This is a genomic window from Verrucosispora sp. CNZ293 (assembly GCF_002754655.1).
Genome location: NZ_PEFR01000001.1, coordinates 2,335,433 through 2,351,151 on the forward strand (window position 1 = coordinate 2,335,433; position 15,719 = coordinate 2,351,151).

A 15,719-nucleotide genomic window follows, 5' to 3' on the forward strand; every position below is an offset into this window, starting at 1 on the left:
GCCGCGTGACCTTCCGGCGGGACGTCAAGGCATGTGTCATCAATCCTTCTGACTGCTTGACGCTCGGATTTTGGGTCTGCGATTCTGACCGGCTCTGCGCCATTGCGAGGTTCGTCAATGTTGGGCGCAGGGACGTCGTTTGACGACTGGTGGAGGAGTGAACTTCGTGGTGGAACCCGCGATGGTACAGCCGGACACGCTGGCGTCCCGGTCCCGCAGGGCGCCCCGGCCGATGCCGGTGATCGTGTTGGCGGACGTCAGCGGCAGCATGGAGGGTGACAAGATCATCCAGCTCAACCGGAGCATCGCGGGGATGTTCGACGCCTTCGGCGCGGAGGACTCCGTCCGTGGTGAGATCCACGTGGCGGTGGTCGCCTTCGGCGGCGATGAGGCCGTGCTGCACCAGGCGATGGTCCCTGCGTCGCGAGCTGTCTGGGTCGACCTGACCCCTCGCGGTCGCACGCCAATGGGCAGCGCGTTCACCCGCGTTCGCGAGCTGCTCGACGACGCCGAGGTGGTACCGGAGCGGGCGTTCCCGCCGGCCCTCGTGCTGGTCTCGGACGGCATGCCGACCGACGACTGGGAAGCGCCGTTGGACGACCTGTTGTCCTCGCGCTGGGGGAGCCGCGCGCTGCGGGTGGCCGTCGGCATCGGCACCGACCGGACGGCCGAGGCTGATGAGGTATTGCGCACGTTCAGCACGCCCGGCGTCGGCGTCCTGCGGACCGACCAGATTCACGACATCAGCGGACTGTTCCGGTGGGTGACGGCCACCGTCACGACCACTCTGCACGAGCGCACGGGTCAACAGGCGGTGCGGCTGGAGGAGTTCGACTGATGGCCGGTCAGCCGGCGGCAGACTGGCCATCGAGCGTGCGGACGGCGCGCAGCGGTCGACATCTTGAACTGGTCCTCGATCCACCGCTCGGCCAAGGCGGCGAGGGCGTTGTGTTCCGCACCCACCACGGCGGGCTGGCGGTGAAGATCTGCACCGGCGGCTCGGCGATGCGCCTGGAGGACCGCCTGGGTCGGCTGCGCTGGCTGCCACTTCACGGTGTCCCGATCTGCCGCCCGTTGGAGCCACTGGCCGCACCCCACGTCGGTTACGTGATGGAGCTTCTGCAGGACATGGTCGCGCTCAGCGCGGTCTGCGGGCCTACAAGCGACGACGTCGCGGGCTGGTACGCGCAGGGTGGCGGGCTGCGCCGTCGGCTGCGGCTGCTCGCCCGGTGTGCCGCGATCCTCGGGACGCTGCATGACCGGGGCATTGTCTACGGCGACGTCTCACCCGGCAACGTGCTCGTCTCCGCCCAACCGGAGCACGACGAGGTGTGGCTCGTCGATGCAGACAACCTTCAGACGGAGAGCGCTCCTGGCCCACACCGCCTCATCACCGCCTACTACGCAGCGCCGGAGGTGCTGCGGGGCACATCCGGCAACACCGTGTTCAGCGACGTTTACTCGTTCGCGGTCCTGGCTTACGAGACCCTCACCACGAATCACCCGCTCATCGGGGACTACGTCGACCAGGGACCGGCGGAGCTGGAGGATGACGCCCAGCGCGGCCTCCTGCCTTGGATCGAGCACAGCACAGACGACCGGAACCGGACCCCGTACGGCTACCCGGCTGAGCGGGTCCTGACCCGGCAGCTGCTGGCTCTGTTTCGGCGGACCTTCGAAGATGGCATTCACGACCCTCGCGCCCGGCCGGGCGCTGGCGAATGGGCCGCCGCCCTCGACGGCGCGGCAGACCGGTGTGTGCAGTGTTCGAAGTGTCCGCACAGCTTTGTCGTCGCAAAGGACCGTTGCCCGTGGTGCGGCACGGTCCGACCGGCGGTCGTCCCGGTGCTGGTACGAGAGCAGTTCCCGTGGCTCGGTGACCGGCGTCCGCTGACGCTGGAGGAGAAAGGCCTGACTTTGTTTGTCCAGGCGGACCGGCCGCTGCTCATCACCGCCCGTACCGTGCATCGCGGGGCCGAGGATCCTCTTGCGGTGGTCGCCGAGGTTGGCTGGGACGGTGGCGACACCCTGGTCGTACGGAACCGGGGCACTGGTGTGATCCGCCGAGTGCCGCCGAAGGGCGGCCTGGGCCGGTCGCTGTTGCCGGGCGGCCGTGCCGACGAGCCGCTGTCCGCGGCGTGGACGTGGCACTTCGGCGACGACAGCCGACCGCACCGAATGCTGGTGCCGCAGCCTGCGGAGGTCACGTGTTCGCTGAGCAGTTGAGGCCGGGCGAGATTCGCATCGTGTCGTTGCCCACTGGCCCGGCCACTTCGGTCCCGCGGTGGCTAACTAAGCTCGCCGACAAGTACGCCAAGAACCGGGAGGTCGTCCTCCGTCAGCGGACCGGCCGCGCGGAGTTCGAGGTGGCGCCCGCAATCGGCGGCGGCCAGCCGATCCGGCTTCCGGTCACGGACCAGGAAACGGTGGACTGGCTCACCGCAGGTGGGCGCACGGTCGTGTCGTGGGTCGTCGACGTCACCGCGCAACAGATCGGCCTGCAGTGCCACGCGTTCGCCACCGCGGATATCGGAGCGAGCATGACCGTCGGCATTGATGACGGCGTGGCCGAGCAGGTGCGGATCGCCACTCAGCGGGCGGTGACGGGTTTCGACCCGATCCGGGACTGGCTGCGCGAGGAGTTCGCGCTTCCGGCGCTGCCGGGCCAGACCGCGGAGCGATTCGTCCATAGCGGAGGTCCGGGCAGCGAGGTGGGGTCCGGCGTCCGCGCCCTTACCTTGCACGGTCGGCGATGGGTCGCCGACATCGCCCTCGCCGACGATGCCCTGCGCCTCGTGCGCCTCACCGACGCGTCCTCTCGGCAGCACGCTCGCTGGTTTCGGCTCAGCCCAATCGACCTGCGGTTCGTCGACCGGGGCGACGAGGCCGCCGCCAGTGAGGTCATTCGGGCCGCGTTACAGGGGCTCACCTCGGACGGGCGGACATACCTCGACCTTTGGCAGGCGTACAACGAGATCGAGCGCGAGTCGCTGGTCGACGAAGCCCGGCGTATGGGTTCTGCCCGGTACCGGTCGTGTCAGGTCACCGCGGATGGGCTCTGGCGCTTCGAGCTGCAGCCCGACGACCGCGCCGCAGCCTTCCTCCGGGCGGTGGCCTCGTTCAGCGGAAGGCTCCAGCTAGAGGCGTCCGTCAACATCCCGCCCGAGCTGCACGGGGGACGCGGCCGGCCGGGTGCCGGTGTGCACGGCGAGGTGCGGTACGTAGTCAGGAACAACTGGACCGTCGACCTCGCTGTTGGCGGAGACGACGCGCCCCCGCCGACCGGCCACCTGTTCCGGTCGCTCTCCGGGGACCGGGTCCGCCTGCGCCGCCGAGACCTGGCTCGCGAACGGATTGAGACTGACCAGGCCGAGATGCCCGGACTGCGGCTGCTTATCGAGGGGGTGCCGCGGCCGGGAGCGCATCCGCGCGCTGAGAGGGCTCACGAGAAGGCCATCGCCACGGCTATCAATGGCTCTGACGGCCCGGCCCCCACCGACGTCCAGCGGGCCGCGCTGCGCATGGCGCTGCGAACCCCGGACGTCTTGCTCGTGCAGGGACCGCCAGGCACCGGCAAGACCCGTTTCATCGCGGACCTGTTGCGCTGCCTGGACGAGCTGGGCGAGCGCACGGTGTCGATGCAGCGGATCCTGCTTTCAAGCGTGCAGCACGACGCGGTCGATAACGTCGCCCGCAAGGCACGCCGGCACGGCCTGCCACCGACGCGGGTCGGGGCGCGGCCGGGCCGCGACTGGGAAAGCTCCCGCGAATGGCGCGACAGCGTGGTCGCGACGGTCGAGCGGTACCTCAAGGAGCACCGGCCTGCGTCCGCCCGCCACGACGCTGCGCGAAAGCTGCGGGAGCTCGCGTCGGCCTACGAGCGGCACCCGATGAGCGGTCCCGACCTGGTCGCGCTCCTCGGCACCGTCAAGGAGCTGGCGGGTACCCGCTTGCCCGGCGTGCTGCGGGACGAGCTCGACCACCTGCTGGCTGACCGGGCCGTGGTCGACCGGGTCGCCGTAACGCTGGCCGGCGACGAGCGGGAACGGCTGGCGCGGGAGGCGCGGTCGCTGCGCATCACTGCGGTCGCGTTCGCCGACGATGGTCCGCAGCGCGCCGTCCGGGCGTTGCGCGAGCTGGACCGGCTGCTCGACAAGCCAGACCGACAATTGCTGGAGGCCGCTGCGGAGGTCGGCGACAGCGGTGACGGCCTGCTGGCCGAACTTGCCGCGCTACGCGTCGAGCTGCTCGGTCGGCTCGCCGCCGACACCGCTTTGCTCCACGCTCCGATGCACGATCCCGACGTGGAGGCGCTGCTGCACCTCGTCGCGGACGCGGTGGCGGAGGAGGCCGCCGAGACTGCCGACAGCGCGGACGAGGTCCTGCTGGCCTACCGCGACGATCTGCGGGAGGACTTGGCGCTCGTGGAGTCGACGCTGGCCCGGTACAACGCCGTGCTCGCCTCGACCGTCCAGCAGTCGAACTCGGAGGAGATGTCGCGGCTGCTCGACGCGCCGCTGCCCGTGTTCGATACCGTCGTCGTTGACGAGGCGGCGCGGGCGAATCCGCTCGACCTAATGATCCCGATGGCGTTCGCTCGTCGGCGCATCGTCCTCGTCGGCGACCACAAGCAGCTGCCGCACGTCTTGGAGCAGAAGGTCGAGCGTGAGCTGCGCCGCAACCGCTCCCTCGACGGCTCGGAGCTGTCGCAAAGCCTTTTCGAGCGCTGGTTTGGCCTGTTCGCCGACGAGAAGCCGGCGGCGCGAACGATCGTGCTGGACACGCAGTTCCGCATGCATCCCGCACTCGGTCGGTTCGTGAGCGAGGTCTTTTACGGCGGCCCCGACGTGATCAAGCCCGATCCGTCGACAGCGCGGCTGACCCACGAGCTGTCGACCTACGCCGGCAAGGTGGCGGCCTGGATCGATGTGCCGCGACGGGACGGAGACGAAAAGCGGTCCGGGACGAGCTGGACCCGGCCCGCCGAGGCCCGTCGGCTAGTCCGGGAGCTGGCCGAGTTGGCCGAGCTGGACCGGGAGCGGCGACTGTCGTTCGGTGTAATCACGTTCTACAAGGCCCAGCAGGAGCTGCTGGAGGCCGAGTTACAGCAGGCCGGGCTGGCCGTGGTCGACGACGACGACACCTTCATGCCCGTGCCAGCGATGCAGTTCACGGATGAGGAGCAGCCGAGGCCGAGGCTGCGGGTCGGCACTGTGGATGCGTTCCAGGGCATGGAATTCGACGTCGTGCTGCTGTCGGTGACACGCAGCAGTCAGGTCCCGCGGCCCGTCGGCGGTCCCGCCGAGGCCGTGCAGAGGTACGGGCACCTGCTCAGCGACAGCCGCATGTGCGTGGCGATGAGCCGACAACGCCGGTTGCTTATCGCCGTCGGGGACGTCGCCATGGCCGACCGGGCGGCCACGCCGGAGCTGCCAGGCCGGCCGGGCCGGTCCGTCGCCGAGGGCATTGTCGCGTTTCGCGAGTTCTGCGAGGGGGTGCATGGTGCGGGGATTCGGACCTGAGTGCCCGGTCGTTCGGCCCGAGTTCGCCGATTTCCGGGGACGGCAGCGGTGGCTGCTCTGGCCGGCGCTGCGGTACCGCGTCGTGTCGCCGCTGGTGCACGAGGACCGCCTCAATGTGTTCCAGGCAGCGGTGCTGGGCCTGGCCCGCGCTGGCTTGCGTGAGGCGGCCGACATCGGCCGGCTCCTCGGACTCCAGGACGACCTCGTGGAGTTGGTCCGCTCCGACCTGCGCGCGCTGAAGTACCTCGACCGGTACGGCGTCATCACGACAAGCGGCCGCCACGTCCTGCAGGGCGGGTTCCCCGACCCCACGCGGGTCATCACGACCTACGTTTACCAGGACGTGACGACCGGCACGCTCTGGCCGGCCTCGACCGTCGAACCGGGTCACTGCCAATGCGACTGGCAGAGTCGGACGGCGGCGACGCTGCAACTGCGCACCGCAGGCGCGCCGCTTCGGGTGCATGCGTTCGCCGTTTATGCCGGCGGCTGGAACAGTACCGAGCCGCCGGCTCACGAGCAGGTCGTTGAAGCCGTCTCCCGCGGTGAGACCGCCAAACGGCAGGGCGGCGGACGGACGCGGCGTTGGCAGGCTGGTCCGCCCGAACGGGTAGTTTCGCGCGTGTCGGTGATGACCGATGGGCAGCCGGTGTGGATTCCACTGCCACTGCTCGCCCGGACGCGCGACGAGGGTGGCGAAACCACGGTGACGTGGGACGCGATGAGCCCGTTCGGCGGGCGCGCCAGCCCCTACCTTCGGCGGCTGGTGGCGACCCAGATCCAGCGGTCGGCCCGACTGCGCGACCACATCCAACAGTTCATCGGCCGCCGGACTGAGGGCCTTCTGGCCGAGTCCGACCTCATCGAGGTCAAGCTGCGGCGCAGCATCGCCGAGACGCTCGAGCACCGGTTCACCGCCCGGGTGCGCGACCACGATGCGGTGTTCGAGCTGCTCACGCTGCTTGAGCGAGAGATCGACCGGGCCCGTCGGCATGGCGACGGCAGTCCTGAGGTGGGCGACGTCGCTCGGTACTCCTGGCGGCTGCACGAGCTTGTGCTACGCGATCTCGTGGCTCAATATCGGCCAGCGTCGCGGGTCGTCGAACAGCTGCGGAATCCGCTCGCCCGGCAGCTCGGCACCTACTGCCGGCAGCTCGGGATGCCGTTTGGCGAACACCTGCGGCTTGGCGTGGTGGAGGCGGATCAGCTCCGGCGGGGAATCCGACAACCTGAGCGGGCGACGACCCCCGTTCTGCTGGCCGCCTCACTTGTCAGCGCCGCCAACAGCACCCCCGACCATCCGTTTCGCCAGGTGGCCGCGGCCTGGCCGACGCTGCTCAGCGACCTCACGAATGTATCGAAGGACCGGAACACCGGGGGTGCGCACGCCGCCGCGGTGCCGCTGAACCTCGACTACGGCGAGACCGCTTGGCGGCTTGCGCAAGACACCGCGGCGGCCTACATCGGCGTGCCGCTGCCCGATCTCCGGACGCCTAGCGAAAGGGACCGCTCCACCAATGGGTAGGCGAAACAAGAGGCCGAACTGGCCACCGAATCAGCGCCGCTCGGCTCAGCAGACGGCCGCCGACAAGAATGCCGACTTGGCGGCGGCCGCCAAGCGGGCCGAGGACGACACGGAGGTCACCGCTGCCCTCGCTGAGCAGGGGCTGGAGCCGACCATGAACGACGACGCGGTGCTGTCCGCGTACGACGCCCTGCTGCGCCAAGCCGCCGACTACGAGCGCACGGCGAAAGCGGCTCGGGAACGGATGCAGGCGGCAGCGGACGCCGAGGCCGCTGCGCACACCGCACGCCAGCGCCTCGACGTGGATCTCGCTGAGGCCGCCGCGGCCCGCGACGCCGCCGAGGCGCTCCGGGCCGAGGCCACCACCGAACTGGCGCAGCTGCGTCTCCGGAGCGAGCAGGTGAGCGCCCGCGAGCAGGAGGCCCGGGACGGATTCACCGCACAGGCCCAGGCGGCCCACGCCGAGCTCGATGCCGAGCTGGAACGCCGCCGACAGGCGGCCCAAATCGAAGAGGAGGAGCGGCGGCGCGGGTTCGCCGAGGAGCACGCGGAACAGATGGCCCGGCTGCAGGAGGACCGAACGGCGCTCCGTCGCTCCGAGGAGGAGCTGAATGACCAACGCAGGGCGGTGCTGGGACAGCAGTTCCAGTTGCAACGCAAGCTCGACGACTTGGAGGCAGAGATTCAGGCACGCGCCGCGGCCGACGTCGCCGCTCTCGACCGCGAGCTGCAAGTCCTGCAGATCCAGTCTGACGCTCGGATCAAGACAATCGACGAGCTGCGCAAGCAGTTGGCCGACCGGGAGCAGCAACTGCTGCGGATCGGTGGCACTGATCCGCAGTATCTCATCGACGAACGCGACCGGCTGGCCGCGCACAACGCCGAGCTGCGCGGCAAGCTCGCCGAACGGCTGGCCGACGACGACCTGCACCGGCTGCGCTGGCTGGATCAGCAGCACCGGGAGGTTACCGGCGAGCGCGACCGCCTCGCCTACCGCGTGCAGGAGCTGGAGGGTGCTGCCCTCGCCAGCCGCATCAACAACCTGCAGTTGAAGCAGCTCAGCGACGCTGAACGGCACTTCGAGGTGGTCGCCCGCGGCTACGAGAGTCGGATCGCCGAGCTGCACGGCACCGTCGAGCAACTGACCCGAGACAGCCCCGACCCCGGCACGCCGCTCTTCCCCCGCTGCGTCGCAATGGACGACGACCCGCAGCTGAGCGAACCCGGAGCGATCAGCGCCGAGCGGCCCAACCTCTCGCAGCTGGCCCGGTCGCTGCAGACGGTCATGTTCGCCGACAGCCAGCGGGCCTACCGGCTCAACGACGTCTGCGTCCTCCTCGGCGGACTGGCGATGAGCCGGCTGCACCTGTTGGAGGGCATGAGCGGCATCGGCAAGACATCGCTGCCGGTCGCCCTCGCCAAGGCGCTCGGCACCGAGTGCACTGTCGTCGAAGTGCAAGCCGGCTGGCGCGACCGGACGGACCTCTTCGGACACCACAACACCTTCGAGCGCCGCTTCGAGGAGTCCGAATTCCTCCAAGCCCTGTACCTGGCGCAGACGCCGAGGTACCGGGAACGGCCGTTCTTCGTCGTTCTCGACGAAATGAACCTGGCCCGACCGGAACAGTACTTCTCGGTCCTACTGTCGAAGCTCGAGCACGAGGGCGAGCCGATCCAGCTGGTCACTCGCGGCACCGGCCGCGCACCCCAGTGGTTTGTGGACGGCTGGCGGATCCGCCTGCCCAGCAACGTCTGGTTCATCGGCACCGCAAACCAGGACGAGTCGACGCTGGAGTTCGCCGACAAAACCTACAATCGCGCGCACCTGATGGAGCTGCCAGCCCAGCGTCCCCGGCTGCTCCATCCGGCAACGGTCCCGGAGATCGAGCCGTACGGCGCTGTCGCGCTGCGCAAGTCGTTCCAGCAGGCCAAGCAGACGCACCGGACAGACGCGACCGAGGTGCGCGAGTTCTTGGAAGAGATAGCCGACGACCTGCGCGAACATGGCCGGGCGGTCATGGGCCCGCGGCTCGAGCGTCAGCTGGAGGCGTTCGTACCTGTCGTCGTCGCGGCCCACGCTGGCGACCCGGTCGCCGAACGGCCGGAGGGCGAAGACAGCGGACAGGACGGCCGGTCGCTCGCCGCCGACCACTTCCTGGCCCGGAAGGTCCTTCGCTCCCTGCGCGGTCGGTACGACGTCACCCCCGGCGGCCTCAACAAGATTAGGGACACCATCTGCACCGCCTGGGAGCTGCGCGGATTGCGCGGTGCCCCGGTGCGGTGCGTGCGTCTCCTCGACGACGAGCAGCGGCGCAGGGAAGGGTGATGGCCGACCGGCCCGGCGCACCGGACCCGCTCGTCGTCAGCACCGTCATCGACGTCGCCCGCGCGCTAACCAGGAACATGACCCTCGGCACGTGGCTAGCTGACAACATGTTCGTGCCCGACGCGTCGCACCACGCCGAGCTGAGCCCGTTCGAGCGCGCCGTTCTCGACGGGCTCGACGTCCTCGCCGACGTCTGCCTCCGACCCCACGACCGACTCGACCGGGTGGACGAGCTGGTACGAGCGGACCTGGCGCGCCGGGTGCCGCCTGCCGGCCTCGCCCACCTAGCCGGGCACACCGAGGACTGGGCGGGCGTGGAGCACGGGCGCATTATGCCGCTGCGCGTGCTGTCGCAGCGGTTCGCCGAAGACGTCGACTTCTACGAAAACCGGGTGGCCGCGCAGCTCGTGGACCGGCTCGGCGAGCACCTAACCCGACGCATCCGCGAGCTGACCACGCTCGCCGACGGCCTAGCCGACCTCGACGAGTACAACCGGGCGCTGCGATACGCGCGGTCGTGGCGGCGGCTCGACCGGGTCGCCCGCCTCGTCGCCAAGGCGGTCTCGGACACCACCGCGTCGGCGCTGGCGATCACCGAAACCCTGGACGTGTTCCGCCGCGCCCGCGCAAGGCTCGCGGCGCTGCAACGATCGCCGGTCCTACGGCGGGCCAACCGCCGGGTGCCCGTGCCGATCCGGCTCATGCGCACCAACCTGTTCCTAGGCGACGGGCGATACCGGCAGGTCGGTGCGCTGTGGGAGCTGTGGGCGGTTCACGAGTCCTCCGTTTTGGCGGGCGTGAAGTCGGCGGAGCGTGCGTTCCCCGAGGCGTACACGCACTACATCGCCGCGCTCTCCCTGCGTGCCTTGGCAATCCTCGGTTACCGGCCGGACGATCCGGCCGAGGCGCTGCCGGTCGTCGGCTCCACCGTGCTCCTGAGCGGTCCGGCCGGCAGTGTCACGTGGTCGATGGCGGAGGACGGCACCCTGCGTGTCGCCGCCGACGGACGACACCTGGCCAGGCTGGCGCCGGTCGACGACGACCTCGGCCAGCCCGCCGCCGGCCGGGCGCGCGCCGCCGCGCTCGGTATGCAGGCCAACCCCACGATCGTGGTGTATCCGGGCATCCGCGCCGCCCGGGCGGCATTGCCATCCGCCACGGGGCGCCTCGTGCACCCGGCCGGCTTCGGCACGCTGCCCTGTCTGGTTCCTGTGACACCGCTAGAGATCGAGGGAGAGGAGCGACTCGCCCGGGCGCTGCGGTGGGTCCTGCAAGGCCGCCGGTTCGTCGCCGAGTATCCGCCCGCTGCGGAGCTGACCGCGAGTGTGCCGAAGAGCAGCGATGGCTGGTGGTACCCGGCTGGTCCGAGGCGCATCGCGGTGACTCGCCGGCCGTCGATGGACGAGGTGGAAGCGCTAGTCCACGCAACAACCGGACGTGAGCGGGACCCGCGGTCCACGGCATCGTCGCTGCCACGGGCGATGGCTGCGGTCGAGAGGGCGGCCCAGTCGTTCGATCTGTTCGAGACGTGCCCTGTCTGTCACAGCAATCTGACCGAGTTCGAGCCTCGAGACCGGAACACATTCCAATGCCGCTGTGAAGTTTGCTCGACGGGCTGGGGTACGCGGATCTGCGGATCGTGCGGCAAGGCCTATCCCGTCTTGTGGCTGCGCAACGTCCTGCCCGATGGGACCAGCGGCGATCGTCTCGACGTGACAGCGGGCGCGGACCTACTAGCCGTGCCCTGCGTTGACGGCAGCCGCGCGCCGGGTGCCCGGTTCCGGTGTTTCTGGTGTCACGCCTGCCCAGGCCATCCCGGATGCGGTTGCCCTGATGTTCCTGCCGCTGACTAAGGCAGGCAACAGTCAATGCCCATTCGTATATTTAGTGTGACCACGAACGTTCACGGTGTTGGATGACCCGCCGTCTGGCCTGTCGGCCGGGCGGCATCGTGCCGGTCAGGCTGTGCCGGTGGCAGATCCTGTAGGCGGCTGAGTGATCAGGAAGGTCAGCAACTGCTGCGAATCACCCCGCCGGCACCGGCTCACCGATCCGACTACGTCGGGCCATGGTCGTGCTCGCGTCCGCTGGCGGGAACACGGTGCTGGCCATCGCCCGCCTGGTCCAAGCCGATGAGAACACGATCCGGCAGGTCATCCACCGGTTCAACGAGATGGGGATGGCCAGCCTGGACCCTCCGTGGGCGGGTGGCCGTCCCCGCCAGATCGGTAGCGACGAGGAACAGTTCATCATCGAGACGGCCAACACCCGCCCCGAGAAACTGGGGCGCCCGTTCACCCGGTGGAGCATTCGCAAGCTCACCGACCACCTGCGGGTGCATGCCACCCGCCAGGTTCGGGTAAGTCGGGAACGGCTGCGCCAGATCCTGCACCAGCACCGGACCACCTTTCAACGGACCAAGACGTGGAAGGAGTCCACCGACCCGCACCGCGATGCCCAACTCGCCCGGGTCGAGTACGTCAGCGCCCACTTCCCGCAGCGGGTGTTCGCGTCCGACGAGTTCGGGCCCCTCGTGATCCGCCCGCAGTCTGGCACCGGCTGGGCGCCCGCGGGCCATCCGCGTCGGCTGCCCGCGAACTACCACAAGCTGCACGGGGTCCGGCAGTTCCACGGCTGCTACTCAGCAAGTCTGGGGCGTCGTCCGGCGCCGTAAGAGCGCCGCGAACACCCTCACCGCCTTGAAGTCGATCCGGGCCGCCCGTGCGGACAGGGCACCGATCTAACGTCATCCTGGACAACCTGTCCGCCCACAAGGGCCGCAAGATCCGCACGTGGGCGGCCCGCAACAAGGTCGAACTGTGCTTCACCCCGACCTACGCCTCCTGGGCCAACCCGATCGAAGCCCAGTTCGGGTCGCTGCGCATCTTCGTCATCGCCGGCTCCAACCACGCCAACCACCCCGCCCTGACTTGGTGGCTGCAGGCCTACCGAGGGTGCCGACAGGAACGACGCTGCGCTGGCGTTCCCCTGCGCGCCACCGGCCGCCTTGCCCTGGGACTCCTTGCAGCCGCAGCAACCGGTTGAAACGAGAGTACGTCGGGGGCAGGTGAGGCGCTCGGCATCGCCTCCTGGAATGTGTTTATGCCTCACATCGCGCCTTTGGCCTGGAAGTTCGAACACCAGTACAGCAAGTCAGGAAACTCGACTGCGCGTCTAGCTGGCATGGAGGGTGGAATGCGCGATATGTTGTGCGGCTCGCTGCTGGGCCGATCATGGGGCCCTCGTTCTTGTTGTCCGGCATGAGGCAAACGCGGCGACTGCCCACGGCCGGTAATCCGAAAGGGCCTCTTCGTGGTCGCCGAAAACTCTCCACAGCGCGTCCTACTCACGTGGGCTGACATCGCCGCCGCCGCAGCGGACCTCGAGCCGGATATGCGGGAGCTGCTGTTGGAACTAATTCGGACCAAGAACCCGAATTTCGAGACGAGCATCACCACGGCCGAGGGACCTTGGTACGTACGGACCGTGCACGTACGTGGCCATATCGGAGTCGCCGAGGAAGCCGTCGACCTGCACCTGAAGCCTACGGCAGGTCTCACAATCGTTACGGCGCGCAACGGTACCGGAAAGACGAGCATCGCCGACGGCGCCCGGCACACACTCAGCGGCGGAATCAAGCGCCCCTATCAAGTATTAGCAAGCAACATTCACTATCCGCATCGCGAAATCGTCGTTACGGTCAGTAATGGGTGCCGTGACATGGAGATTGTCTGTGGAGCAGACGAGATCGTTCAATGGAGCGAGGCGGACGGCTCTCTCAGCACGCCGCCCAGCGAGTGGACCGAAGCATTCGCACGCTACATGCCGGTGCTGCTGTATCCCGAGATGTCCCAGGTCATTCAGGATCCGAGTAATCTGCACGCGTTCCTGAAAGACGCGCTGGAGTTGACCGCACTTGAAGAACTGCAGGCTCTCCTAAAAACCGACCGGGAGAAGGGCACTGCCGCGCGGCGCACGGTGGAGGCCGCCCACACAAGCGCGCTAAGCGGCATCCTCAAGGCCGGTCACGAGGAACTGGCCAGGATCGTACGGGGCTGCGGTGCGTTCCCGGACCATGAGGTCCGAGCACGGATCGAGGCGCTGACCGAGACTTTGCCGGAATCGGCGCCGGCCCCCTTGGGCCTGCCCGACGTCTGGGCGGTAGATGACGCGTTACGTGACCGGGCCGTCGGCACCCTCACCCGGATGGACGACGCCCTCCATTCGGATGCGGCCGGAGGAAATGCGCTCCTCGCGGTGCTCCAGAAGGCGCTCGCCCTCGGTGACGCGCGGCTCAACGACCTGCGTGACCGGGATGTGTGCCCGGTCTGCCAGACGGCTGGGCACAAGTGGGTGCGCCGCGCCTCCGAGGACGCCGACCGACTGAGAACGGCCACCAGGGAACTCCGCACTGCGACCGCCGCCGCGACTACAGCACTCCGGAATCTGGGCAGATGCTTCCCGGCGCCGTTGACCGACTCCCTGCGCCAGGCACTGACCCAACTCACGGATCCGGCCGTCGAGCTACGGATAAGACAATGGGACCGGCTCGTCCGCCTGGCAACCGACTTCGCCACGAAAGTGCCGTCCGTCGCGTCGCTGACTGAAGCACTCGATGAGAGCGCCGACCTAGCCAACTGGTACCGGAAAATGCGTTATGACCTACTTGCCCGACGCGACGACGTAATCGCCGCGCAGGCCACGCTCCGCGCACATATCGGATCGTGGATGGATGTTCGCAGCCAGGAGCAGCCCGCACTGACCAGGCTCGCCGTGGCCGAGCGGCTGGACCGTAGGGTCGACCGGTGGATACGGACCGCACGCGCAGACATCTTCACCCCTATCGCTAAGGAGGTGATGGAGTTGTGGTCCGTGCTCAATCCAGACGCAGACCTGAAGCTGACCGGCATCGCGTTGACCGGCGGGACGAAGATGCGACGGAGTGTGGCCCTGGACCTCGCCGACGGCGAGGTGGCACTGCCAACCGGAAAAAACAATTCCGCGGTCCTGAGCACCGGTCAGCGCAACGCACTCTCATTGGCCACGTATCTGCCCCGCGCTACCCAGCCAGAGAGCCCGTTCGGATTCCTCATCCTCGACGACCCGATCCACGCGTTCGACACCTGGCGGGTGCGGTATTTGGCTCGGCACCTGATGACCCTCGCTGAGCGCTTCCAGGTCATCGTGTTCACCCACGACGACCGCCTCTGGCGCGAGCTCCGTGGCTTGGGCGCGATGCCAACACACATCCGAATGGACCGGCACGGCCACGGTCGACGGCAGGTGCGGGTGAGCCATGTGGCCAGCCCGGGAATTCAGCGGCTTGACGAGATCCAGCGAATCCTGGGCGCCGAGCGGGCAGCGCCCATCGGCACCCCCGACGCGGTCATCGCGATGTCCCTCGCCGTGTGCCGGCAGGCCGTCGACACCGAGGTTGTCGCGCAAATCGAGATGCTGGGACGACGAATTGGGTTGCCGGAGGCCTCAATCGTCGCCGATCTCAGGAAAGCGCGGAAGACTCTCGATCAGTTGGCACTTCTCAACGGGTATGCACGCCGGGCGGGCATGAGAGCCATCGACGTCAACGGCTTCACCCCAACGGTCCACGCACTCAACGGAGCAGCCCACGGCCGCGCCCCCGACGGAGATCCGCGGCTCTGGATACGCCAGACCCGGAAGATCATCAAAGCCATCCAGGAGATCGGTAGTTGAGATGGCGACGTATCCGGACGTCCAAATAGCCGACCTGCAAGCCGCCTACCAGGGCTGGCCCGGCAGCCAGGCTGAGAAGGCCGCACTCGCGGCACTGGTGCTTCGCGTCCGAATCGAGCGCATGGCAGCCAGTCTGCCCAGCACGGTGATAGCCGCGAAGCCTGACATCTCCATGATTGAGCGACGGTTGTATCTCAGCATCGGCGAGCCCGGCTTGTCACCGGAGGGCCAGACACGGCGGATGCGGGTGATCGCCGGTGCGCTCGAGGCATACGTCGCCATCTGCGAAATCCTGCATGGCCGAAATCCGGATCCGGCGCCTCCTCTGGAGGACGTGGCCTCATGGACCGTCGCTGTTGACGCGCTTGAGGAGGACCTTTACCAGGCACCGGCTACCGTGCGAGCCAAAGCGCCGCAGGGCGCGACCGCAGGAGTATGAGCCACGATGACAGGTGGCCGTGCTTGCGCCGACGAAGGGCGGACACGGCCACCCACGTGGTGCAGTCCCTTGTCGTACGAGCCGCGTGAACCTACTCCGGGATCTGCGGCGGTTCGGTGAGCAGTTGGGCGATGTGTTCGGTGGCCGACCGACGCGCCCAGCATTGCGAGCTGACCTATGCCGGCGGAGGCGTCG

10 protein-coding genes are annotated in these 15,719 nt (G+C 68.6%); all 10 read left to right on the top strand.

Going from position 1 to position 15,719, the window contains the following annotated elements; all coding sequences use genetic code 11:
* Positions 1-169: 169 nt before the first annotated feature.
* The 10 genes from CLT74_RS10695 to CLT74_RS10740 all read left to right on the top strand — a co-directional run bounded on the left by CLT74_RS10695 (position 170) and on the right by CLT74_RS10740 (position 15,524).
* Positions 170-838 (top strand): VWA domain-containing protein, encoded by a 669-nt coding sequence (locus tag CLT74_RS10695; protein WP_143697132.1) that lies wholly within the window; start codon positions 170-172, stop codon positions 836-838.
* Positions 838-2,226 (top strand): protein kinase domain-containing protein, encoded by a 1,389-nt coding sequence (locus tag CLT74_RS10700; RefSeq protein WP_099846403.1) that lies wholly within the window; start codon positions 838-840, stop codon positions 2,224-2,226. Before CLT74_RS10695 ends, CLT74_RS10700 begins: the two co-directional genes overlap by 1 nt.
* Complete coding sequence (locus tag CLT74_RS10705; protein WP_143697133.1) at positions 2,208-5,522, top strand: AAA domain-containing protein; 3,315 nt, start codon at positions 2,208-2,210, stop codon at positions 5,520-5,522. Before CLT74_RS10700 ends, CLT74_RS10705 begins: the two co-directional genes overlap by 19 nt.
* Positions 5,500-7,047 carry a hypothetical protein gene (locus tag CLT74_RS10710; protein WP_099846405.1) on the top strand — a complete coding sequence of 516 codons (1,548 nt, stop codon included), beginning with the start codon at positions 5,500-5,502 and terminating at the stop codon, positions 7,045-7,047. Before CLT74_RS10705 ends, CLT74_RS10710 begins: the two co-directional genes overlap by 23 nt.
* 76 nt (positions 7,048-7,123) lie before the next feature.
* A complete protein-coding gene (locus tag CLT74_RS10715; protein ID WP_143697134.1) occupies positions 7,124-9,373 on the top strand; it encodes an AAA family ATPase in 2,250 nt (749 codons plus the stop codon).
* Positions 9,373-11,226: a DUF2357 domain-containing protein gene (locus CLT74_RS10720; RefSeq protein ID WP_099846407.1), complete on the top strand. Its 1,854-nt coding sequence runs from the start codon at positions 9,373-9,375 to the stop codon at positions 11,224-11,226. Before CLT74_RS10715 ends, CLT74_RS10720 begins: the two co-directional genes overlap by 1 nt.
* A 215-nt stretch (positions 11,227-11,441) precedes the next feature.
* On the top strand, positions 11,442-12,047 hold the full coding sequence (locus tag CLT74_RS31280) for a helix-turn-helix domain-containing protein (RefSeq protein WP_486582233.1): 606 nt from the start codon (positions 11,442-11,444) through the stop codon (positions 12,045-12,047).
* Between the two features lie 47 nt (positions 12,048-12,094).
* Positions 12,095-12,418, top strand: a complete 324-nt coding sequence (locus CLT74_RS31285; protein WP_486582234.1) for a transposase — start codon at positions 12,095-12,097, stop codon at positions 12,416-12,418.
* 267 nt (positions 12,419-12,685) lie between these two features.
* The gene (locus CLT74_RS10735; RefSeq protein WP_143697135.1) at positions 12,686-15,085 is read left to right on the top strand and encodes a hypothetical protein; all 2,400 of its coding nucleotides are present in this window, start codon (positions 12,686-12,688) and stop codon (positions 15,083-15,085) included.
* Position 15,086: 1 nt separating this feature from the next.
* On the top strand, positions 15,087-15,524 hold the full coding sequence (locus CLT74_RS10740) for a hypothetical protein (protein WP_099846409.1): 438 nt from the start codon (positions 15,087-15,089) through the stop codon (positions 15,522-15,524).
* Positions 15,525-15,719: the final 195 nt, after the last annotated feature.

Coding starts and splice junctions, on each gene's coding strand:
- CLT74_RS10740 (WP_099846409.1), top strand. CDS start 15,087: ATGGCGACGTATCCGGACGTCCAAATAGCCGACCTGCAAGCCGCCTAC.
- CLT74_RS10720 (WP_099846407.1), top strand. CDS start 9,373: ATGGCCGACCGGCCCGGCGCACCGGACCCGCTCGTCGTCAGCACCGTC.
- CLT74_RS10700 (WP_099846403.1), top strand. CDS start 838: ATGGCCGGTCAGCCGGCGGCAGACTGGCCATCGAGCGTGCGGACGGCG.
- CLT74_RS10710 (WP_099846405.1), top strand. CDS start 5,500: ATGGTGCGGGGATTCGGACCTGAGTGCCCGGTCGTTCGGCCCGAGTTC.
- CLT74_RS31280 (WP_486582233.1), top strand. CDS start 11,442: ATGGTCGTGCTCGCGTCCGCTGGCGGGAACACGGTGCTGGCCATCGCC.